General features: G+C 66.0%; 18 protein-coding genes. 6 read left to right on the top strand and 12 right to left on the bottom strand.

The features are described 5' to 3' along the window. Positions 1-48: 48 nt before the first annotated feature. The 4 genes from ACY34H_RS24870 to ACY34H_RS24855 form a co-directional block, all read right to left on the bottom strand. Entirely contained in the window at positions 49-2,328 is a 2,280-nt protein-coding gene (locus tag ACY34H_RS24870; protein ID WP_464980144.1) for a RelA/SpoT family protein, read from the bottom strand. Positions 2,329-2,391: 63 nt separating this feature from the next. After that, a complete protein-coding gene (rpoZ, locus tag ACY34H_RS24865; RefSeq protein ID WP_131144361.1) occupies positions 2,392-2,595 on the bottom strand; it encodes a DNA-directed RNA polymerase subunit omega in 204 nt (67 codons plus the stop codon). 158 nt (positions 2,596-2,753) lie between these two features. Next, entirely contained in the window at positions 2,754-3,395 is a 642-nt protein-coding gene (gene gmk, locus ACY34H_RS24860) for a guanylate kinase (protein ID WP_464980143.1), read from the bottom strand. An 81-nt stretch (positions 3,396-3,476) separates the two neighbouring features. Then, positions 3,477-4,367, bottom strand: coding sequence for a YicC/YloC family endoribonuclease (locus tag ACY34H_RS24855; protein WP_464980158.1), 891 nt, complete (start codon positions 4,365-4,367; stop codon positions 3,477-3,479). 100 nt (positions 4,368-4,467) lie between these two features. Here ACY34H_RS24855 and ACY34H_RS24850 point away from each other — a divergent pair, with 100 nt between their 5' ends. The 5 genes from ACY34H_RS24850 to hemW all read left to right on the top strand — a co-directional run bounded on the left by ACY34H_RS24850 (position 4,468) and on the right by hemW (position 9,071). Beyond that, positions 4,468-5,466 carry a serine/threonine-protein kinase gene (locus tag ACY34H_RS24850; RefSeq protein WP_464980157.1) on the top strand — a complete coding sequence of 333 codons (999 nt, stop codon included), beginning with the start codon at positions 4,468-4,470 and terminating at the stop codon, positions 5,464-5,466. A gap of 6 nt (positions 5,467-5,472) precedes the next feature. After that, positions 5,473-6,393, top strand: a complete 921-nt coding sequence (locus tag ACY34H_RS24845) for a PP2C family protein-serine/threonine phosphatase (RefSeq protein WP_464980142.1) — start codon at positions 5,473-5,475, stop codon at positions 6,391-6,393. Positions 6,394-6,423: 30 nt separating this feature from the next. Further along, a complete protein-coding gene (rph, locus tag ACY34H_RS24840; protein WP_464980141.1) occupies positions 6,424-7,158 on the top strand; it encodes a ribonuclease PH in 735 nt (244 codons plus the stop codon). An 84-nt stretch (positions 7,159-7,242) separates the two neighbouring features. Then, on the top strand, positions 7,243-7,827 hold the full coding sequence (gene rdgB, locus ACY34H_RS24835; protein ID WP_464980140.1) for an RdgB/HAM1 family non-canonical purine NTP pyrophosphatase: 585 nt from the start codon (positions 7,243-7,245) through the stop codon (positions 7,825-7,827). Further along, positions 7,824-9,071 (top strand): radical SAM family heme chaperone HemW, encoded by a 1,248-nt coding sequence (hemW, locus tag ACY34H_RS24830; RefSeq protein WP_464980139.1) that lies wholly within the window; start codon positions 7,824-7,826, stop codon positions 9,069-9,071. The genes rdgB and hemW overlap by 4 nt, the downstream gene beginning before the upstream one ends. Before the next feature lie 42 nt (positions 9,072-9,113). On the opposite strand, the gene ACY34H_RS24825 is transcribed toward hemW, so the two are convergent. The 5 genes from ACY34H_RS24825 to tal form a co-directional block, all read right to left on the bottom strand. Then, positions 9,114-10,199 (bottom strand): patatin-like phospholipase family protein, encoded by a 1,086-nt coding sequence (locus ACY34H_RS24825; RefSeq protein ID WP_464980138.1) that lies wholly within the window; start codon positions 10,197-10,199, stop codon positions 9,114-9,116. Between the two features lie 30 nt (positions 10,200-10,229). Next, positions 10,230-11,690, bottom strand: a complete 1,461-nt coding sequence (locus ACY34H_RS24820) for an efflux transporter outer membrane subunit (RefSeq protein ID WP_464980137.1) — start codon at positions 11,688-11,690, stop codon at positions 10,230-10,232. Further along, entirely contained in the window at positions 11,687-14,836 is a 3,150-nt protein-coding gene (locus ACY34H_RS24815) for an efflux RND transporter permease subunit (protein ID WP_464980136.1), read from the bottom strand. The genes ACY34H_RS24820 and ACY34H_RS24815 overlap by 4 nt, the downstream gene beginning before the upstream one ends. Beyond that, entirely contained in the window at positions 14,837-16,015 is a 1,179-nt protein-coding gene (locus tag ACY34H_RS24810; protein ID WP_464980135.1) for an efflux RND transporter periplasmic adaptor subunit, read from the bottom strand. Positions 16,016-16,198: 183 nt separating this feature from the next. Then, positions 16,199-17,128, bottom strand: a complete 930-nt coding sequence (tal, locus tag ACY34H_RS24805; protein WP_464980134.1) for a transaldolase — start codon at positions 17,126-17,128, stop codon at positions 16,199-16,201. 186 nt (positions 17,129-17,314) lie between these two features. Between tal and ACY34H_RS24800 the strand changes: the two genes are divergently transcribed. Next, a complete protein-coding gene (locus ACY34H_RS24800; RefSeq protein ID WP_464980133.1) occupies positions 17,315-18,565 on the top strand; it encodes a D-amino acid dehydrogenase in 1,251 nt (416 codons plus the stop codon). Positions 18,566-18,571: 6 nt separating this feature from the next. Here ACY34H_RS24800 and ACY34H_RS24795 read toward each other — a convergent pair whose 3' ends face one another. Genes ACY34H_RS24795 through zwf form a run of 3 tightly spaced genes read right to left on the bottom strand, consistent with a single transcriptional unit; the run spans position 18,572 to position 21,310 of the window. Then, positions 18,572-18,970 carry a VOC family protein gene (locus tag ACY34H_RS24795; protein WP_464980132.1) on the bottom strand — a complete coding sequence of 133 codons (399 nt, stop codon included), beginning with the start codon at positions 18,968-18,970 and terminating at the stop codon, positions 18,572-18,574. Between the two features lie 4 nt (positions 18,971-18,974). Further along, entirely contained in the window at positions 18,975-19,829 is an 855-nt protein-coding gene (locus ACY34H_RS24790) for an SIS domain-containing protein (protein ID WP_130187991.1), read from the bottom strand. Positions 19,830-19,837: 8 nt separating this feature from the next. Beyond that, the gene (gene zwf, locus ACY34H_RS24785) at positions 19,838-21,310 is read right to left on the bottom strand and encodes a glucose-6-phosphate dehydrogenase (protein ID WP_464980131.1); all 1,473 of its coding nucleotides are present in this window, start codon (positions 21,308-21,310) and stop codon (positions 19,838-19,840) included. Between the last annotated feature and the right edge of the window lie 133 nt (positions 21,311-21,443).

The raw sequence follows: 21,443 nt of genomic DNA, 5'->3' as shown, positions 1-21,443 counted from the left end.
AAATTTCCTGAAAAACAGGGTCCGTCCCTATATTTGCGTTCCTGTTATTTATCCCCGTTCGCGCGATACCCGGTTCACGCCGGTGACCTTGCGCACATTGCGCAGCAGGCCGGCCAGGTGGACCCGGTCCTTCACCTGGATGGTGAAGCGCAGCTGGTGCAGCACGTGGTCGTTGTCCTCGTCCATGCCGACGAAAGTGATGTTGCCGTCGGATTCGCCGATCTCGGCGGCCACGCGCGCGAGGATGCCTTTTTCGTTGTTGATCAGCAGGCGGATGCGGCTGTCGAAGCGGCGGTTCAGTTCCGTGCCCCACTTGACGGCGATCCAGCGGTCCGGTTCCTTCTGGCGCTGGCGCCGCGCCACGCTGCAATCCGAGGTGTGCACCTGCAGGCCCTGGTCGCGCCGCAGCTGGCCGATGATCTGGTCGCCGGGGATCGGCAGGCAGCATGCCGCCAGCTGCACGGAAACCCCTTCGCTGCCGTAGATCGTGACCGGGTCCAGGTCGGCCGCCGAGTTGTGGTCGATCGGCATCGATGCCGATTCGCCGCCCAGCAGGCCGAACACATGCCGCGCCACCAGCGCGGCCATCCGCTTGCCGATGCCGATGTCGGCATGCAGCTCGTCCATCGACTTGGCCGACGATTCGTTCAGCAGCCGTTCCACCAGCGCGTCTGGCAAGTCCGGCGAGATGCTGATGGCGGCGAGCGCCTGCTGCAGCAGTTGCCGGCCCAGCCCGATCGATTCGGGCAGGTTGATGGTGCGCAGGTGATGGCGGATCGCCGAACGGGCCTTGCCGGTGCGGACAAAACTCAGCCAGCTCGGGCTCGGCCGCGAGTTCGGGTCGGTTTCCACTTCGACGATATCGCCGTTGCGCAGCTCGGCACGCAGCGGCGCGGGTTCGCCGTTGATCGTCACGGAAACGGTGTGGTCGCCGATGCCCGTGTGGATCGCGTAGGCGAAATCGATCGGCGTGGCGCCGCGCGGCATCGCGATGATCTTCGACTTCGGCGTGAAGACGTACACGGAGTCCGGGAACAGGTCGACCTTGACGTGCTCGAGGAATTCGGCCGAGTCGCCCGTCTGCTGTTGAATGTCGAGCAGCGATTGCAGCCACGCGTGGGTGCGCTGCTGCATGTCCGACATGTTGGCGTCGCTGTTCTTGTACAGCCAGTGCGCCGCCACGCCAGATTCGGCGGTACGGTGCATTTCCTGCGTGCGGATCTGGAATTCCACCGGCGTGCCGTACGGACCGATCAGCGTGGTGTGCAGCGACTGGTAGCCGTTCAGCTTGCGGATGGCGATATAGTCCTTGAACTTGCCCGGCATCGGCTTGTACAGCGAATGCAGCGTGCCCAGCGCCACGTAGCAGTTCGAGAAGCTGTCGACGACGACGCGGAAGCCGTACACATCGAGCACCTGCGAGAACGTCAGGTGCTTCGAGCGCATCTTCTTGTAGATGCCGTACAGCGTTTTCTCGCGGCCATACACTTCGGCGTGGATGCCGGCCATGCCGAGCGTGTTCTTCACCGAGTCGAGGATCTTGCCGACCACTTCGCGCCGGTTACCGCGCGCGGCCTTCACGGCCTTGGCCAGCACGGTGTAGCGCAGCGGATGCAGATGCGAGAACGACAGGTCCTGCAGTTCGCGGTAGATGTTGTTCAGGCCGAGGCGGTGCGCGATCGGCACGTAGACTTCCATCGTTTCCTTGGCGATGCGCTGCTTCTTGGCAGGCGCCATCACGTCCAGCGTGCGCATATTGTGCAGCCGGTCGGCCAGCTTGATCAGGATGACGCGGACATCCGAGGCCATTGCCAGCAGCATCTTGCGGAAGTTTTCCGCCTGCGCCTCGATCTGGCTCTGGAATTCGATCTTTTCCAGCTTCGACAGGCCGTCGACGAGTTGCGCGACCGGCGCGCCGAAGCGCTCGATCAGCTCTTCCTTCTTGACGTCCTGGTCTTCCATCACGTCATGCAGCAGCGCCGCCATCAGCGCCTGGGCATCGAGCTTCCAGTCGGCGCAGATCTCGGCCACCGCGATCGGGTGCGAAATATACGGCTCGCCCGACTTGCGCACCTGGCCAAGGTGCATCTCGTCCGAGAACCGGTAGGCTTCCTTGACCTTCTTCAGGTCGGCCTCGGTCATGTACTCGGCAAGCTTTTCGGTGAGGTGGCTGATCGTGGCAACGCCTGCGGGCGTGACTGGCGCGGCGAGGGGAGACGTGGAAATGGCAGGGGTCTGGCCGGCATCGGCGTCCGGCCGGGCGGCCGAACGGCGGCCCCGGGAAACGGGGCGCTCAGTGATGCCGGATTCAGTGGAGTTCAGGTTCATGGTGTTCGCAGTGTAATTCAACTGGTGAACCTGTGGCGGTGCGGTGAATCCGGGGTACCAAATTTACATCGGAACCTTTTTCAGCATCTCGATGCCGACCTTGCCGGCAGCGATCTCGCGCAGCGCGAGCACGGTCGGCTTGTCCTTGGCTTCCACCTTCGGGGTGTGGCCCTGCAGCAGCTGGCGGGCGCGGTAGGTGGCGGCCAGGGTCAGCTGGAAGCGGTTCGGCACATTTTGCAGGCAATCTTCGATCGTAATACGGGCCATGGTAACTCCTGGGCTAATTCTGGAAAGGATAAATTGAAACGCTTTATGGAAACGCTATCCTGGGACGCTGTCTTGAAAAACGCTGACCCGGGAACGCTGTTTCGAAAATACTGCCGAAAATTCTGTCGGAAACCGTGAAATGCTGTCTCGGAATACCGTCAATCGTGCTGTTCGGCGTGAATGCCCAACTGGGCAAACAGCGATGCATTGCGGGCCGCCTGTTGCGCAAACCGGCAACGGGCCGATCGGACGATCGCACTCAGCTCAAGCAAGGCGACCGGGAACTCTTCATTGATAATAGCATACTCGAACTCGGGAGCGTGGGCGATTTCGCCGCCGGCCGCCAGCAGTCGCCGCGTGATCACATGCGGTTCGTCCTGGCCGCGCTTGTGCAGCCGCTCTTCCAGCGCCGCGATCGAGGGCGGCAGGATGAAAATGCCGGCCGCCTGGGGGAACTGCTTCTTCACCTGCCGCGCGCCCTGCCAGTCGATTTCCAGCAGAATATCGGTGCCGGCCCGCATCTGCTCTTCGACGAACAGGCGCGACGTGCCGTAGTAATTGCCATGCACTTCGGCCCATTCAAGGAACTCGCCGGCGTCGGCGCGGGCAATGAAATCCTCGTTAGTCGTGAAGAAATACTCGCGGCCATGCTCTTCGCCCGGGCGCGGCGGCCGCGTCGTCGTCGAAATCGACAGCTTGATCGTCGGTTCCTGCGCCAGCAGCGCGTTGACCAGGGTGGACTTGCCGGCGCCGGAAGGGGCCGCAACCATGAACAGGCTGCCGGAGAAGTGTTGATTCATGTTCAATTCCGATTCGCGGGCGGTGGCCCAAAAGGCGTATTTTACCAAGGGCAACCGATATTTTCACCTGCCCACAGCGCGTTATTCCAGGTTCTGAACCTGTTCGCGCATCTGCTCGATCAGCAGCTTCAACTCCATCGATGCGTCCGCCAGTTCCTTGACGGAGGCTTTCGCGCCCAGCGTATTGGCTTCGCGGTTCAGTTCCTGCATCATGAAATCGAGGCGCTTGCCGACCTGGCCGCCCTTTTTCAGGATATGCCGCGTTTCGGAAAGGTGCGCAGACAGCCGGCCCAGTTCCTCGGCCACGTCGATGCGGATGCCATACAGGATCACTTCCTGGCGAATGCGCTCCATCGCATCCTGGCGCGACAGCGCCGCATTCGATCCCTGCGACGCCAGGCCCAGCGCTTCCTGCATGCGCTCGATCGCCTTTTGCTGGAACGCCGCCACCACTTGCGGGATCAGCGGCGTGATGCGCCTGACGATGCCTTCCATTGCCTCGATGCGAGAGACCAGCATCGCTTCCAGCGCGGCGCCTTCGCGCTGGCGGCTGCCGACGAAGGATTCGACCGTCTTCGCCATCAGCGCGGCCATGTCGGCCTGCAGCGTTTCCTGGCCGATCTGGGCTTCCTCGACGACGCCGGGCCAGCGCAGCAGCTCGGCCACCGACATCGCGTGCGCGGCGGCGAAATGCGTGGTGACCTCGCTTTGCAGGCGGGCCAGTTCATTAAGCAGGGGGATATTCAGCGCCTGGGTGCCGGCACCGGCGGCCTTGCGGCCGAAACTCAACCTGATTTCCACCTTGCCGCGCGTGATGGCGGCCATGATCGCCGCGCGCAGGTCGGGTTCGAGCGCGCGCAGATCGTCGTTGATGCGGAATTGAAGGTCGAGAAAACGGGAATTGACGCTCTTGATTTCAATGGTCAGAGTTCCCGCCGCGCTTTCGCTGGTGGCAACCGCGTAGCCCGTCATGCTGGAAATGCTCAATGGATATCCCCGATTTGGTCTTTACAAATGCTTGATTTTGTCCACACAATCCGGTTTAGTGGCGTTAGTTGAGGCGAGGAAATGCATGGCTGCACAAAACAACGTCCCGTTGCCGGATGGGCTGGAGTTAGCTGGATACCGCATTGTAAAGAAAATTGCGTCCGGCGGGTTCAGTATTGTCTACCTTGCCTATGACGCCGAAGGCAATGCGGTCGCCATCAAGGAATATCTACCAAGCGCGCTGGCATTGCGTCAAGAGGGCGAACTGGCGCCGGCCGTTTCAGCGGCAAACCTGCCGGTGTTCCGGCTTGGCCTGAAATGCTTTTTCGAAGAAGGCCGGGCGCTGGCGAAAATCGCCCATCCCAATGTGGTGCGGGTACTGAATTTCTTCCGTGCGCACGATACCGTGTACATGGTAATGGCGTATGAATCGGGCCACACCTTGCAGGACCAAATCTCGCGACAGCGCGCGAAAGGCGGTCAAATCGGCGCGGCATTTATCCGCCAGGTTTTCATCCAGGTATTGAAGGGATTGCGCGAAGTGCATGCCAACGGCCTGCTGCATCTCGATTTAAAGCCCGCCAATATTTACCTGCGCAGCGATGGTACGCCGCTGCTGCTTGATTTCGGCGCGGCGCGCCGCACCATCGATTCCGGCGCGCTGACCTTGACACCGATGTACACGCCCGGCTTTGCCGCCCCCGAACTGACGATCAAGACCTCGCCGCTGGGCCCATGGACCGACGCCTACGGCATCGGCGCGGCCATGTTCGCCTGCATGGCCGGCGCGCCGCCGCAGCCGGCGGAGGAGCGGCGCAAGGCAGACCGGATGGAACAGCATTTCGCTGAGCTGGCCGAACGCTATCCGCCGGCACTGGTGGCGCTGGTGCGCCGTGCGCTGGCGCCCGATCCGCTGGCCCGCCCGCAAAGCCTGTTTGAAATGCAGAAGGCCTTGCAGGCGCTGGAGAGCGCTGCGCCGCCATCGGCGCCGGGCCAGGCGGGAACGTTTGCCCGCCTGCGCATGCTGGCGCGCCGCCTGCGGGCACGGCGTCGCGGCGATGCGGCCGACACGGTGCGGGGATAGCGCGCCATGCGATTCTCCGTCTACCAGGAAAGCCACATCGGCGGGCGCGGCATGAACCAGGACCGGATGGGCTACAGCTACACCCGCGATGCGCTGCTGCTGGTACTGGCGGACGGCATGGGCGGCCACCCGCGCGGCGAAGTGGCTGCCACCATCGCGCTGCGGACGATTTCCGCGCTGTTCCAGCAGCAGGCCGATCCTTACGTCAAGGGACCGGAGCGCTTCCTGGAAGATGCATGCCATGCGGCGCACCGCGAAATACACCGGCATGCCGTGGCGCACGGCATGCCGGAAACGCCCCGCACCACGATCGTCGCCTGCGTCGTGCAGCACAACACGGCAACCTGGGCGCACTGCGGCGACTCGCGGCTGTACCTGCTGCGCGGCGGGCGCGTGCTGGCGCGCACGCGCGACCATTCGCACATCGAGAAACTGATCGATGCCGGCCGCGTGCCGGAATCGGCACGCCATACGCATCCGGACCGCAACAAGCTGTATAACTGCCTGGGCGCGGATGGCGCGCCGAAGGTCGAGCTGTCGCGGCCGGCCCGCCTGGAGCGCGGCGATGTGATGCTGTTATGCTCCGATGGGTTGTGGGCCGTGCTGCCGGAAGAAGAGCTGGTGGCAGCGCTGTCCACCGGCCCCGTCGAGCGTGCCGTTCCCGGGCTGCTGCGCGATGCGCTGCGCGTCTCGGGCGCCGGCAGCGATAACGTCACCGGCCTGGCGATCGCCTGGCAGGACTCCGCCGATGCGCCTGCCGGTGCACAATGCGCCGCCGGGTCGACGATGATCTCCACCGAATCGCTTGCCAGCGGTGGACACGGCACCACGATTGCGCCGGCCGATCCGTTCGACGAAGCCGAAATCGACCGGGCCATTGCCGAGATCCGCCTGGCGATCGAAAAATCCTCCCGGTTACTCAAATAATTACTCAGACAGAAAGCGAAAAAAGCATCCATGACCATTGACACCCGCCCCAGCGGCCGCGCCGTCGACCAGTTGCGCACCGTGCGCCTGACCCGCCAGTACACCAAGCATGCCGAAGGTTCGGTGCTGATCGAATGCGGCGACACCAAGGTGATCTGCACCGCCAGCATCGAGGAGAAAGTGCCGGGCTTCCTGAAGGGTAAAGGACAGGGCTGGCTGACGGCCGAATACGGCATGCTGCCCCGCTCGACCCACTCGCGCATGGACCGCGAAGCGGCCAGGGGCAAGCAGAGCGGCCGCACGCAGGAAATCCAGCGGCTGATCGGCCGCTCGCTGCGCGCCGCGTTCGACCTGCAGGCGTTCGGCGAACGCACGCTGCACCTTGACTGCGACGTGATCCAGGCCGACGGCGGCACCCGCACCGCATCGATCACCGGCGCGATGGTCGCCGCGTACGACGCGTTCGCGAAACTGGTGGAGAAGGGCGCGATCCCTGCCGTGCCGGTCAAACACTTCGTCGCCGCGATTTCGGTCGGCGTCTTCCAGGGCACCCCGGTGCTGGACCTGGACTACCCGGAAGATTCCGCCTGCGACACCGACATGAACGTGATCATGACGGACGCCGGCCACTTCGTCGAAGTGCAAGGCACCGCCGAAGGCGCCGCCTTCGACCGCGCCACGATGAACCGGCTGCTGGACCTCGCCGACGCCGGCATCGCCGACCTGATCCGGCTGCAGAAGCGGGAACTGGGTCTGGCGGGGTAAAATACCGCCCCAACCCAAATTGGGGACGGACCCTGTTTTTGAGGAAATTTCCTGAAAAACAGGGTCCGTCCCGGATTTTATCCAATGACCCAGAAACTCATCCTTGCCTCGAACAACGCGGGCAAACTGAAGGAATTCGACGCGCTGCTGTCCACCGTCGGCTTCGAGGTGCACGCGCAGGGCGAATTCAACGTGCCGGAAGCGGACGAGCCGTTCCACACCTTTGTCGAGAACGCGCTGCAGAAGGCGCGCCATGCATCGCGGCTGACCGGCCTGCCGGCGTTGGCCGACGACTCGGGCGTCTGCGTCAACGCGCTCGGCGGCGCGCCCGGCGTCTACTCGGCGCGCTACGCGGGCGAGCCGAAGTCCGATGCCGCCAACAGCGCGAAGCTGGTCGCCGACCTGGCGCAGCATGACGACAAGTCGGCTTATTATTACTGCGTGCTGGTGTTCGTGCGCCATGCCGACGATCCGCAGCCGGTGATCGCCGACGGTGTCTGGCGCGGCGTGATCCAGGCCGAACCGCGCGGCGCGGGCGGCTTCGGCTACGATCCGCACTTTTATATCCCCGAGCTGGGCAAGACCACCGCGGAACTGGCGCCGGATGAGAAAAACCGCCTGTCGCACCGCGGCCAGGCGCTGCGCGCACTGGTGGAAAAACTGAAATGATCCCCATCAAACCCGTCGGCGCCGGCAAGAGCGCCACGCCGGCGCGCACGATCGATGCCGCGGCTGGCGTGGCCGCGCAATACCTGCAGCCGGGCGCGCTGAACCTGGCCGCGCTGCCGCCGTTGTCGCTGTATATCCACTGGCCCTGGTGCGTGCGCAAATGCCCGTACTGCGACTTCAACTCGCACGAAGCCAAGGGCGAGGTGCCCGAGAAGCAGTACCTCGACGCGCTGCGCCTGGACCTGGAAATGGCGTTGCCGCTGATCTGGGGCCGCAAGATCCACACGGTATTCATCGGCGGCGGCACGCCGAGCCTGATGTCCGCCGCTGGCCTCGACCGCCTGCTGTCCGACCTGCGCACCCTGCTGCCGCTGGACGGCGATGCCGAGATCACGATGGAAGCCAACCCCGGCACCTTCGAGGTCGAGAAATTCCGCAGCTACCGGTCCAGCGGCATCAACCGCCTGTCGATCGGCATCCAGAGCTTCAACGCGCGGCACCTGCAAGCGCTGGGCCGCATCCACGATGACGGCGAAGCGCGCCGCGCAGTCGACATCGCCCACGCCACCTTCGACAACTTCAACCTCGACCTGATGTACGCGCTGCCGTCGCAGACACTGGACGAGGCCCGCGAAGACCTGGCCACGGCACTGGCATTCCAGCCGCCGCACCTGTCGCTGTACCACCTGACGATGGAACCGAACACGGTGTTCGCCAAGTACCCGCCCGAACTACCGGACGACGACACCAGCGCCGACATGCAGGACCTGGTCGCCGGGATGACCGGCGCGGCGGGCTACGGCCACTACGAGGTGTCGGCCTATGCGCGGCCCGGCCACCGGGCCAAGCATAACCTGAACTACTGGCAGTTCGGCGACTACCTCGGCATCGGCGCAGGCGCGCATTCCAAGCTGTCGTTCCCGCACCGCGTGCTGCGCCAGGCGCGCTACAAGCAGCCGAAGTCGTACATGGAACAGATGGCGAACGGCACGCCGATACAGGAAGAAAATGAAATCCCGCGTGACGAGATGGGCTTCGAGTTCATGCTCAATGCACTGCGCCTGCAGGAAGGCTTCGCGCCCAACCTGTTCACCGAACGCACCGGGCTGGCGCTGAACACGATCGAGAAGCAGCTGAACGCGGCGGAAGCAAAGGGCCTGATCTACCGCGACCACGCCGTCATCCGCCCCACCGAACTGGGACACCGGTTCCTGAACGACCTGCAGCAGATCTTCCTCGGCTGACGGGGAAGCAGGGGGCGGCCGTCGGAGCCATGCCCTGAAGCGTCAGAACGACGCTGCCACTTTCAGATCGGGCTTCTCCGCCCACCTGGCCAGTGCCTCGGCCATCCGCTCGCTTTCGCCGATCGCACGCGTCCAGTCGCGGATGCGGGCCGCATGGTCTTGCCCGTAATGCTTGAAGTCGTTCCGGTCCGGCAGCTTGCGGTTCGGCAGCCGGGCCACGAACGATGGCGACGGCGAGACCAGGATCACATTCTCGAGCGCGAGGTCACCGGCCTGCGCGCGGGCGCGGCGCCATGGCAGCGACTTGTCGAGCCAGCCGGGCACGATGTAGTCGGTGAAGTGCGGGTACAGCACCAGGCCCGGGTCGCGCTGGTACGGCAGGTGCAGGTGATAGTCGACCAGGCCGCCGTCCCAGTAGGTGCCCGGCGGCGCGCCGGGGATGTCGCGCACCGCTTCGAGCACGAGCGGAATCGAGCCGGATGCCAGCAATGCGCCGCGCAGGTTGGCGGCGTCCAGGCCGACGAAGTGCGACGTAAACGCATCGAAGCGTTCGCGCAGCCAGGCGCCGTCGTCGCGCGCATCATGAAACAGCACGCGCTCCATGCCGCGCGCCAGCCGGCTGCGCGAGACCGCATTGCCGGCCGCGGCGCGGATGAAGCCCGCCAGTTCGCGCCAGCGCACGCCGCCGGTAGCGGCCAGCGGCCCGATGCCGCGCGCGGTAATCACGGTCACCCGGTGATGCGGATGGGCGAGCACTTCTTCGCCATGCCCGGCGAGCACTTCATCCAGCAGCCCGCGTACCGTGCGGCTGACGTACACGGCGTCCACCCTGGCGGGGTAGGTCTGGTGCGTGTAGTGGTAAGCCAGCCGCTTGTGCGCCGCCACGGGGTCGGCGAACGCCATCGCAGCCATCCGCCAGGCGCCGATCGAGGCGCCGATCAGGCGCCGTTCGCGCGGCGCGCGTGGCAGCCAGTCGCCGCACAGCCAGGTGTCGATGCCGTTCAGGATCAGGCCTTTCGGCCCGCCCGCGGCGGCGGGGATGATGGCAATGTCGGCGGGTTGCAAGCCTTCGGCCGCGATGCGCCGGCGGGCGCGTGCGCCGAGGCGGATGGTGATCGGTGAGTCCATGGCGCATTGTAAGGCAGCGCCTGCGATCGATCAGCGCAGCCCGCCCCCCAGCGCCCGGTACAGGTCGATGGCGCTGGTGGTGCGCAGCAGCCGCGCCTGCACCAGCTCCTGCTCGGCCGAGAACAGTTCGCGCTGCGCGTCGAGCACGTCCAGCGAGCTGGCCACGCCGTTCTCGAAGCGCAGCGTGAGCAGGCGCAGCCGCTCGGCCTGGGCATCCTGGATCGCCCGCTGGGCGGCCACCTGGTCGCCAAGGTAGCTGCGCGCGGCCAGCGCATCGGCCACTTCGCGGAACGCGGCCTGGATCGTGCGTTCGTAATCGGCCACGGCGATGTTCCTGCGCACCTCGGAGAGCGTCAGGTTGGCGCGGTTGCGGCCGGCGTCGAAGATCGGCAGGGTCAGCTGCGGCACGAACGACCAGGTGTCGTTGCCGCCGTCGAACAGCTGCGAGAATTCCGGGCTGGCGCTGCCGATCGCCGCCGTCAGCGAAATGCGCGGGAAGAACGCGGCACGCGCCGCGCCGATGTTGGCGTTGGCGGCGATCAGCCGCTGCTCGGCGGCGCGGATGTCGGGCCGGCGCGTGATCAAGTCCGACGGCAGGCCGGCCGGCACGGCGCTCATCGCGTCGATCCGGGCATCGTCGGCCATCGTGCCGGCGGTTTCCGCCGCGGGCTGGGCCGGCGGCGCGCCCACCAGCAAGGTCAGCGCGTTGGCGGCCTGTGCCCGCTGCCGGGCCAGCGCCAGCGCCGATGCGCGCGCCGTTTCCATCAGCGTTTCGTTCGAGCGCAGGTCGAGCAGCGACGACGCGCCGGCCTCCAGCCGCTGCTGCGTCAGCTCGAACGTGCGGCGCCTCGCTTCATACGTGCGCTGCGCCAGTGCCAGCTGCTCGGCGAAGGCGCGCTCCGTGAAATAGGCCTTGGCCACTTCGGCCACGATGCTGATCTGCGCCGCCTGGCGCGCCTCGTCGCTGGCCAGGTAACTGGCCAGTGCCGCTTCCGACAGGCTGCGCACGCGGCCGAAGAAGTCGAGTTCGAACGCGGCAAGCGACAGGCCGGCTTCGAAGCGTTCGGCGATGGCCGGCTCGCCCGTGGCCGGGTTCAGGAAGCCCGGCGTGCGCGCCCGCGTGCCGGTCAGGCCGGCGTTCAGGTTCGGCAGGCGGTCGGCGCGCGTCACGCGGTAAGTGGCACGCGCTTCCTCGATGCGCAGGGCGGCCGTGCGCAGGTCGCGGTTGTTGTCCAGCGCGGTCGCGATCAGCGCCTGCAGCCGCCCGTCGGGGAAGAACTCGCGCCAGCCCGTATCGACGGCGCTCTTCGCATCGGCCATGGCCGGCGGCGCCCCCTTGCCGTCCGCGACGGCTTCCGAGGCAGGGAAATCGGCTGCCACCGGCGCGGCCGGGCGCTCGTACTTCGGCGCCAGCGAACACGCCGGCAACAAGATCGACAATGCGCCGGCGGCCAGCAGGGCCCCGGCGGTGCGCGGCAAAAGCGGTTTCACGGTTTAGTCTCCGGAAGGTCCATTTCATGCGCGGCGAGGCGGCGCTGCCGCTCGCTGCCCTTGAAGATGCGGCGAATCACGACGAAGAAGACGGGCACCAGGAATACCGCCAGCACGGTGGCCGTGATCATGCCGCCCATCACGCCGGTGCCGATTGCCCGCTGGCTGGCCGAACCGGCCCCGCTGGCCACCACCAGCGGCAGCACGCCCAGGATGAACGCCAGCGACGTCATGATGATCGGCCGGAAGCGCAGGTGCACCGCTTCCAGCGTGGCCTCGGTCAGGCCCATGCCCTGCGCCTGCAGGTCCTTGGCGAATTCGATGATCAGGATCGCGTTCTTGGCCGACAGCCCGATGATGGCGATCAGGCCCACCTTGAAGTACACGTCGTTCGGAAGGTCGCGCAGGTGGGCGCCGAGCAGGGCGCCCAGCACGCCCAGCGGCACCACCAGCAGCACGGCGATCGGGATCGATTCGCTTTCGTACAGCGCGGCCAGCACCAGGAAGGCGGCCAGCAGCGACAGCGCGAACAGCATCGGTGCCTGCGCGCCGGAAGTGCGTTCTTCCAGCGACTGCCCGGTCCAGTCGATGCCGAAGCCCGGCGGCAGCTGCGCGGCCAGCCGCTCCAGCTCGGCCATCGCATCGCCGGTGCTGTAGCCCGGCGCGGCGTTGCCGGTCAGCTTGATTGCCGGGTAGCCGTTGTAGCGCACCAGCTGCACCGGGCCGTTGATCCAGCGCGTGGTGGCGAAGGCGGAGAAGGGCACCATGTTGCCGCCCGTGCCGGAACGCACGTTCAGGCGCAGGATGTCTTCCGGCTGCATGCGCCGGTTCTGCTCGGCCTGCACGATCACGCGCTGCTGGCGGTTGTTGCTGTTGAAGTCGTTCACGTACGACGAACCCAGCCCCGCGGACAGCGTGGTGTTGATGTCGGCGAAGGAGAGGCCCAGCGCCTGCGCCTTCTCGCGGTCGATGTCCACCTGCAGCTGCGGGGCGTCTTCCAGCCCTTCTGGCCGCACGCCGCTGAGCACCTTGCTCTTGCCGGCCATGTCCAGCAGCTGGTTGCGGGCGTTCATCAGGGCTTCATGGCCCAGCGAGCTGCGGTCCTGCAGCCGCGCCGTGATGCCGGTGGCGTTGCCCAGCTCGCGGATCGGCGGCGGCGACAGCGGGAACACGATGGCATCGGCGATGCCGGACAGCGCACCGAAGGCGCGCCCGGCCAGCGCGTCGGCCGACTGATCCTTGCCCCGCTCGCTCCAGTCCTTCAGCGGAACGAACACCAGGCCGGCGTTCTGGCCGTTGCCCGAGAACGAAAAGCCGGCCACCGCGATGGTGCGCGCCACTTCCGGCTGCTGGCGGAAATACGCATCCACCTTCGCCAGCACCGCGTCGGTGCGCGAACGCGAGGCGCCCGGCGGCAGCTGCACGTTGGTGATGATGTAGCCCTGGTCCTCGTTCGGCAGGAACGACGACGGCAGCCGCACGTACAGCCATGCCACCAATGCCAGCAGCAAGGCGAAGACCAGCATCCAGCGTCCGGTGCCGGCGATGATCTTCGCCACCATGCCCTGGTAGCCGGTGGCGGTTTTCGCGAACGTGCGGTTGAACCAGCCGAAGAAGCCGCGCTTCTCCACGTGGTGGCCTTTCTCGACGGGTTTCAGCATCGTGGCGCACAGCGCCGGCGTCAGCGTCAGCGCCATCAGCGCCGAGAACGCCATCGCCGCCACCATCGACAGCGAGAACTGCCGGTAGATCGCGCCCACCGCGCCGCCGAAGAAGGCCATCGGCACGAACACGGCGATCAGCACCAGCGTGATGCCGATGATCGCCCCGGTGATCTGCGTCATCGCCTTGCGCGTGGCATCGCGCGGCGACAGGCCTTCCTCGCTCATGATGCGCTCGACGTTCTCGACCACCACGATGGCGTCGTCGACCAGGATGCCGATCGCCAGCACCATGCCGAACATGGTCAGCACGTTGATCGAGAAGCCGGCCATCTGCATCACTGCGAAGGTACCCATCAGCGCGACCGGCACCACGATGGTGGGGATGATCGTGTAGCGGAAATTCTGCAGGAACACGTACATCACGATGAACACCAGCAGCACCGCCTCCAGCAGCGTCTTGACCACTTCCTCGATCGAGATGCGCACGAAGGTCGAGGTATCGTAGGGCACCGTGTATTTCAGGCCGGGCGGGAAGAACTTCTGCAGCTCCTCCATCTTGGCTTTCACCAGGTCCGCCGTTGCCAGAGCGTTGCCGGTCAGCGACTGCTGCACGGCGATCGCCACGAACGGCTGGCCGTTCAGGCGCGCGCTGATGTTGTAGCTGGAGCCGCCCAGTTCCAGGCGCGCCACGTCGCCCAGCCGTACCGTGGAGCCGTCCGGATTGGCGCGCAGCACCACCTTGGAGAACTGCTCGATCGACGTCAGCTGGCCCGTGACGACCACCGGCGCCTGGTAGGTCTGTGTCGTCGGATTCGGCAGGTCGCCGATCGTGCCGGACGTGACCTGGGCATTCTGCGCGCGGATCGCCGCCGTCACGTCGCCCATGTTCAGCTTGAAGCCGGTGAGCTTGTTGGGATCGACCCACACGCGCAGCGCGCGCTCGGAACCGAACAGCTGCGCCTGGCCCACGCCGGGAATGCGCTTGATCTCGTTGACGACATTGCGCGCCATGTAGTCGCCGATCGCGTTCGGGTCCATGCGCCCGTCGGTCGAGTACACGCCGACGAACATCAGGATGTTCGAGCGCGACTTGTTGACCTGCACCCCCTGCTGCGTGACGGCCTGCGGCAGCCGCGACTCGACACGCTTGATGCGGTTCTGCACGTCCACCGCGGCGATGTCCGGATCGGTACCGGGCAGGAACGTGACGGTGATCGTCACGCCGCCGGCCGCGTTGCTCTCCGATTCCACGTACTGCAGGCCTTCGGCGCCGTTCATTTCCTGCTCGATCACGCTGGTCACGGCATCGTCGAGCACCTGGGCGGTGGCGCCGGGGTAGTTGGCCGTGACCACGATCGACGGCGGCGCGATGGTGGGGTACTGGGCAATCGGCAGGACCGTGATGGCCAGCGCGCCGCCGAGCAGGATGAACAGCGCGATCACCCATGCGAACACGGGCCGGTCGATGAAGAAGCGTGGCATCTACGTCCCCTTGGCTGCCGCTGCCGGCTGGGAACCCTGCTGTGCCGGCTGCCATGCCTGCGGCGTGACGGGCGAGCCGGGCTTGGCTTTCTGGAAGCCTTCGACGATGATCCGCTCGCCGCCTTTCAGGCCTTCGCTGACGACCCACTTGTTGCCCACCGAAGCCTCGGCCTTCACCGGCTGGGCGATCACCTTGTTGTCGGCACCCACGATCATCACGGAAGCGCCCTCCGCGCCGCGCACGATGGCCTGCTGCGGCACCGTGATCGCGGCTTCGTCGATACCCTGTTCGAGGCGGGCGCGCACGTACATGCCCGGCAACAGCGCGCGTTTCGGATTCGGGAACTGGGCCCGCAGCGACACCGTGCCGGTGCTTTCGTCGACTGAAGCGTCCGAGAACAGCAGCTTGCCGGCGGCCTGGTATGGCTCGCCCGTTTCCAGCATCAGGGTCACGCGCGCCGCCTCGCTGCCCACGCTCTTCAGGCGGCCGCTGGCCAGCGCCTGGCGCAGCTGCTGCAGCTCGGTGGCCGATTGCGTTACCGTCACGTAGATCGGATCGAGCTGCTGGACCAGCGCCATCGGCGTCGCTTCGCCCTGGCCGACCAGCGCGCCCTCGGTCACCAGCGCGCGGCCCACGCGGCCGGCGATCGGCGCCGTCACCGTCGCGTAGCCCAGCGTCAGGCCGGCGGTCTGGCGCGCGGCCTTGGCGGTGGCCAGGTCGGCGGCGGCCTGCTTCTGCGCCGTCACCGCGTCGTCGTATTCCTGCTGGCTGACCGCCTGCGCGGCCAGCAGCGGCTTGTAGCGCTTTTCGCGCAGGTTGGCCTGTGCCAGGTTGGCCTCGGCCTTCTGCACGGCCGCCTCGGCACTGGCGAAGCCGGCCCTGAATTCGGCCGGGTCGATGCGGAACAGCACCTGGCCGGCTTTCACGTCCGAGCCTTCCTCGAATTCCCGTTTCAGCACGATGCCCGGCGTGCGCGCCCGCACCTGTGCCACCCGGAACGCTTCCACCCTGCCGGGCAGCTCATCCGTGACGGGCACGGCGGCAGGCGACACGGTGATCACCGAAACGGTAGGGGGCGGTGGAGCGGGGGGAGCTGCTTCCTCCTTGCCGCAAGCGGCAAGCAGCGACAACGACAGGACGGCGACAGCGACAGGCGTGCAACGTGCGACATGGATCATGGACGATGTCTCGCGAAAGAACGGCAGGGCGGCGGAACTGCGGATGGGTGCGATAGTTATTTTATAACAGCCAGGATAACGTTTTCGCATAAGACCATAAAAAGAAAGGGAGCCGAAGCTCCCTTTCTTGTTGCAAGTTGACGACTGATGAGCGACGTTGTGTCGCCCGCAGGCCGATGCGGCTTAGCGCATGCCGGCAATGATCTGCTTCAGCTTGCCCGAGTCGGCGCAGAAGGCGCGGATGCCTTCGGCCAGTTTTTCGGTGGCCATCGCATCTTCGTTCAGCATGAAGCGGAAGGTTTTCTCGTCGACGGAGATCTTCGCCATCGCGCCGGCGCTGTCGGGGGTCAGCTTGCGCTCGACCGGGGCGGTCGAATCGGCCAGCTTCTGCAGCAGGTCCGGGCTGATCGTCAGCAGGTCGCAGCCGGCCAGTTCCAGGATCTGGCTGGTATTGCGGAAGCTGGCGCCCATCACTTCGGTCTCGTAGCCGAACTTGCGGAAGTAGTTGTAGATCTTCTTCACGGACTGCACGCCCGGGTCTTCGGCACCCTGGTAGTCGATGCCGGTCTGCTTCTTGTACCAGTCGTAGATACGGCCGACGAACGGCGAGATCAGCTGCACGCCCGCTTCGGCGCAGGCGATCGCCTGCGGCAGCGAGAACAGCAGCGTCAGGTTGGTGTGGATCATTTCCTTTTCCAGGATCTCGGCGGCCTTGATGCCTTCCCAGGTGGAAGCGATCTTGATCAGCACGCGCTCGCGGTCGAAACCGGCGCGCTCGTACAGGTCGATCAGTTCGCGGCCCTTGGCCACGTTGGCTTCCACGTCGAACGACAGGCGCGCGTCGATTTCGGTGGACACGCGGCCGGAAACGATCTTCAGGATCTCGCCGCCGAAGGCGATCAGCAGCTTGTCGATCACTTCGCCGGTGGAAGCGTGCGGGTTGTCGCGCACGGCCTTTTCCAGCAGCGGCTTGTATTCATCCTTCTGTACCGCCTTCAGGATCAGCGAAGGATTAGTGGTGGCGTCGCGCGGCGTATACGCCTTGATCGACTGGAAATCGCCGGTATCGGCAACGACTTTGGTGTACTGCTTGAGCTGTTCGAGTTGATTCATGACTGGGCCAGGCGATGAGGGGAAAACCGCAATTGTACCGAATCGCGCCGCCACAAATATTTCTTGAAACCGGGGTCAGACCCCGGTTTTGGGAAATATTTCCTGGAATCGGGGTCTGACCCCGAAGTTTGGAAACATTCCGACAACTCGGGTATCCTTGCGCCACTCTGCACAGGCCCGTCCACCATGAAACACATCGCAGTCATCGGCGCCGGGGTTACCGGCGTCACCACGGCTTACGCGCTGGCGCGGCGTGGCTTTTCGGTCACAGTCATCGAGCGGCATCGCTACCCGGCGATGGAGACTTCGTATGCGAACGGCGGCCAGTTGTCGGCGTCGCATGCGGAGGTGTGGAATCACCCGTCCACGCTGCGCAAGGGACTGAAGTGGATGATGCAGACGGATGCGCCGCTGCTGCTGCACCCGGCGCCCACCTGGCACAAGGTGTCATGGCTGGCGAAGTTCGTGGCGGCGATGCCGCGCTACCGCGACAACACGGTGGCGCTGGCCCGCATGGCCGTGGCCGCGCGCGAGCACCTGTTCGCGTGGGCGGCGGACGAGGGCATCGACTTCGACCTGCGCCGCGAAGGCATTCTCCATCTCTACCGCGACAAGGCCGGCTTCGGCCATGCGCAGCAGGTCTCGCGGCTGCTGGCGCAGGCGGGGCTGGTCCGGCAGGCGGTGACGCCGTCGGAAATGCGCGCCATCGAACCCGCGCTGAGCGGGAACTACTACGGCGGCTGCTACACGGACAGCGACAGCAGCGGCGACATCCACCGCTTCACCACCGGCCTGGCCGCCGCCTGCGTGCGCCGCGGCGTGCAACTGCTGTGCGGGCGCGAGGTGCTGGCGCTGGCGGAGCAGGGCGACGGCGTCGCGCTCACCTTGCGCGACGGGGACGGCACCGGCACGCAACGCTTCGACGGCATCGTGATCTGCGCCGGCACGGCCAGCCGCGCGCTGGGCCGGATGGCCGGCGACCGGATCGACGTCTACCCCGTCAAGGGTTACTCGATCACCGTGCACCTGGCCGACGCGGCCAGCCGGGCCGCCGCGCCCACCGTCAGCCTGGTCGACGATGCGCCGAAGCTGGTGGCCAGCAGGTTTGGCGCCGACCGCTTCCGCATCGCCGGCACCGCGGAATTCGCCGGCTTCGACCGCGACATCCGACACGACCGCATCCGCCCGCTGGTGGACTGGGTGCACCGTGAATTCCCCGGCGTGCGCACGACGGACGTGAAGCCATGGGCCGGGCTGCGGCCGATGATGCCGGACCTGCTGCCGAAAGTGGGAAGAGGGAAGGCGCCAGGGGTGTTCTACAACACGGGCCACGGCCACCTGGGATGGACGCTGGCGGCAGCCACGGCGGAACAGGTGGCGCGGCTGGTGGAAGACACCGTGCGCCCGGGCGCGGCGCGTTCGCCGCTGGCGGCCTGACGCAGGCTACGCCGGCGGTGCGTGGCACACCACGCAGATCTTGTTGCCGTCCGGATCGCGGAAATACGCGCCGTAGTAGTGCGCATGGTAGTCGGGCCGCAATCCCGGCGCCCCTTCGCTCTTGCCGCCGCATGCCAGCGCTTCGGCATGGGCCTGCCGGACGGTTTCCCGGTCCGCGGCCATGAAGGCCACCATCTGACCGTTCCCTGCCTCGTGCATCCGGCCGTCCTGCGGGGCGCCGATCAGGAACAGGGGGCGGGCATCGTCGCTGGCGCTCTGCCATCCTGCCCAGGGGCGGGCGCGGTCGCAGAAGCGCTGTTCGATGCCGAGGATCCGCATCAGCGGCTCGTAGAACGCCAGCGCGCGGTCGAAATCGGCGACGCCGAAGAACACGTGGGAAAACACGACGTCAGCCGATGAACGAATCGAACTGCACTTCGAACTCCTGCAGCGCCTTCTGCGCATTCTGCATCTTGCGGCGGAATTCCGGGCCGCGCTGCAGTGCCAGCCCCACGGCCAGCACGTCGATGACGACGAGGTAGGCCAGCCGCGCCGAGATCGGCGTGTACGGATCGGTATTGAAGATCAGGTCGATCGGGATCAGCACCGTGCCCAGGTCGGCCAGCGGCGTGCCGGAGGGCGCCAGCACGATCACGTCCGCGCCGCCGTCGCGCGCCAGTTGCGCCGAGCGCACCAGGGCCGGGCTGTTGCCGCGCTGGGAAATGGCCACCAGCGCATCGCCCTTGCGCAGCAGCGCGGCGGCGATGTTGTGGATGGCCGGATCGGAATAGGCCACCGTGGGCACGCCGGAGCGGAAGAACTTGTGCTGCGCGTCGGCCGCCACGATGCCGGAGGTACCCTGGCCATAGAACTCGATCTTGTTGGCCAGCGACAGGATGTCCAGCGCGCGCTGCACCGGTTCGTGGTGCAGGTTGTTGCGCAGGTCGAGCAGCGTGTTGATCGAGCGGCTGCAGATCTTGTTGATCAGGTCCGCGGCGAGATCGTCCTGCGACGGCGCCTCGTTCAGGCCGGGCAGGGCCACGGCCAGGCCCTGCGCCAGCTTCAGCTTGAACTCGTGCCAGCCGTCGTAGCCGAGCGTGCGGCAGAAGCGCACCACGGTAGGCTCGGACACCTGGGCGCTTTTCGCCAGCGCCGTGATGTTCGAGCTCACCGTGCGGGAGGGATTGTCGAGCACGGCCAGTGCCACCTTGCGCTCGGATTTGGACAGCGAATCGAGCTGGGTGCGGATGGAGTCGAGAAGCATGGGCTGGCTTAATCTTCAGGGAGCGCTTCTTCGCGCCACTGCAGTCCGTCGCGCCCGATCAGCGCCGACGAGGCGGCCGGCCCCCACGTGCCCGACGAATACGGCAGCGGCGCCGTGTCGTCCTGCTCCCAGTTGGTCAGGATCGGCTCGACCCATTCCCATGCCGCTTCCAGTTCGTCGCCGCGCATGAACAGCGTGAGCTGGCCGCGCAGTACGTCGAGCAGCAGGCGCTCGTAGGCATCCATGCGCGGCGCCTTGAACGATTCGCGGAAGTCCAGTTCCAGCTCGGCCGGTTTCAGGCGCATGCCTTCGCCCGGCGTCTTCGCCATCAGGTTCATGCGCAGGCCTTCGTCCGGCTGCAGGCGGATTACCAGCGAGTTCGGCTGGAAGCTCGACGTCGGCTGCTGGAAGATCGAATGGGGGATCTGCTTGAAGCGCACCACGATCTCGGCCAGGCCATCGGCCATGCGCTTGCCGGTGCGCAGGTAGAACGGCACGCCGGCCCAGCGCCAGGTGTCGATTTCCGCTTTCATCGCCACGAAGGTCTCGGTGCGCGATTGCTGCGGCGCATCCGGCTCGTCGCGGTAGCTCGGCACCGGCTGGCCGTCGACATGGCCGGCGCGGTACTGGCCGCGCACGATGTTCTGCGCCAGTGTGGTGGGCGTAAAGCGCTTCAGCGAGCGCAGCACCTGCAGCTTGGCGTCGCGCACGGCGTCCGGCGAGGTCGATGCCGGCGGTTCCATCGCCACGATGCACAGCAGTTGCAGCAGGTGATTCTGCAGCATGTCGCGCAGCGCGCCCGAGGTGTCGTAGTAGCCGATCCGGTTGCCCACGCCCAGTTTCTCGGCGATGGTGATCTGCACGTCCGAGATCCATTCGCGGCGCCACAGCGGTTCGAACAGGATGTTGCCGAACCGCAGCGCCAGCAGGTTCTGCACGGTTTCCTTGCCCAGGTAGTGGTCGATCCGGTAGATCTGCGATTCCTCGAACACCTCGCCCACTTCGCGGTTGATCTGCTTGGCCGAGGCCAGGTCGCGGCCCAGCGGTTTTTCCAGCACCACGCGCGAACTCGGCGTGACCAGGCCGTTTTCCTTCAGGTTGTCGCAGATCTGCGCGAACAGCGCCGGCGGCGTGGCCAGGTAATACACGCGGGTCAGGCCTGCATCGGTGCGCAGCGCGTCGGCCAGGCCGCGGTAGCTGGACGGGTCGGCGGCGTCCACGGCCACGTACACGATACGCTTCGTGAACTTTTCCCAGTTCTCGGCGGTGACCTTCGGGGTCTTGATGTGCGGGCGCGACGTGGTGTTGACCATGTCGATGAATTCTTCCGTGGTGTTCTCGTGCCGGCCAACGCAGACGATGCGCGCGGTGGGCGGCAGGTCGCCGCAAACGTCCCGCGAGAACATCGCGGGCAGCAGCTTGCGCATCGCGAGGTCGCCGCTGCCGCCGAACAGAACCAGGTCAAAATCGGAAAGTGCCATGATGGGTGTCTTGTAGAGATCGTAAAAACCGCGGCAAGGGCACGCGGTGAAACCTTACTACTAAAAAAGCAATTTTTGGCGAAAATATACTACAAATTCGTCAAGCATGCAGCCAGGTGCAGCAGCCAGAGGT

The organism is Pseudoduganella sp. jia 9 (assembly GCF_055502615.1).
This window is presented reverse-complemented; position numbering and strand designations above follow the sequence as displayed.

Excerpts from the sequence above, each read along its gene's own strand:
- ACY34H_RS24870 (WP_464980144.1), bottom strand. The coding sequence starts at position 2,328 with ATGAACCTGAACTCCACTGAATCCGGCATCACTGAGCGCCCCGTTTCC.
- rpoZ (WP_131144361.1), bottom strand. The coding sequence starts at position 2,595 with ATGGCCCGTATTACGATCGAAGATTGCCTGCAAAATGTGCCGAACCGC.
- gmk (WP_464980143.1), bottom strand. The coding sequence starts at position 3,395 with ATGAATCAACACTTCTCCGGCAGCCTGTTCATGGTTGCGGCCCCTTCC.
- ACY34H_RS24855 (WP_464980158.1), bottom strand. The coding sequence starts at position 4,367 with ATGACGGGCTACGCGGTTGCCACCAGCGAAAGCGCGGCGGGAACTCTG.
- ACY34H_RS24850 (WP_464980157.1), top strand. The coding sequence starts at position 4,468 with ATGGCTGCACAAAACAACGTCCCGTTGCCGGATGGGCTGGAGTTAGCT.
- ACY34H_RS24845 (WP_464980142.1), top strand. The coding sequence starts at position 5,473 with ATGCGATTCTCCGTCTACCAGGAAAGCCACATCGGCGGGCGCGGCATG.
- rph (WP_464980141.1), top strand. The coding sequence starts at position 6,424 with ATGACCATTGACACCCGCCCCAGCGGCCGCGCCGTCGACCAGTTGCGC.
- rdgB (WP_464980140.1), top strand. The coding sequence starts at position 7,243 with ATGACCCAGAAACTCATCCTTGCCTCGAACAACGCGGGCAAACTGAAG.
- hemW (WP_464980139.1), top strand. The coding sequence starts at position 7,824 with ATGATCCCCATCAAACCCGTCGGCGCCGGCAAGAGCGCCACGCCGGCG.
- ACY34H_RS24825 (WP_464980138.1), bottom strand. The coding sequence starts at position 10,199 with ATGGACTCACCGATCACCATCCGCCTCGGCGCACGCGCCCGCCGGCGC.
- ACY34H_RS24815 (WP_464980136.1), bottom strand. The coding sequence starts at position 14,836 with ATGCCACGCTTCTTCATCGACCGGCCCGTGTTCGCATGGGTGATCGCG.
- ACY34H_RS24810 (WP_464980135.1), bottom strand. The coding sequence starts at position 16,015 with ATGATCCATGTCGCACGTTGCACGCCTGTCGCTGTCGCCGTCCTGTCG.
- tal (WP_464980134.1), bottom strand. The coding sequence starts at position 17,128 with ATGAATCAACTCGAACAGCTCAAGCAGTACACCAAAGTCGTTGCCGAT.
- ACY34H_RS24800 (WP_464980133.1), top strand. The coding sequence starts at position 17,315 with ATGAAACACATCGCAGTCATCGGCGCCGGGGTTACCGGCGTCACCACG.
- ACY34H_RS24790 (WP_130187991.1), bottom strand. The coding sequence starts at position 19,829 with ATGCTTCTCGACTCCATCCGCACCCAGCTCGATTCGCTGTCCAAATCC.
- zwf (WP_464980131.1), bottom strand. The coding sequence starts at position 21,310 with ATGGCACTTTCCGATTTTGACCTGGTTCTGTTCGGCGGCAGCGGCGAC.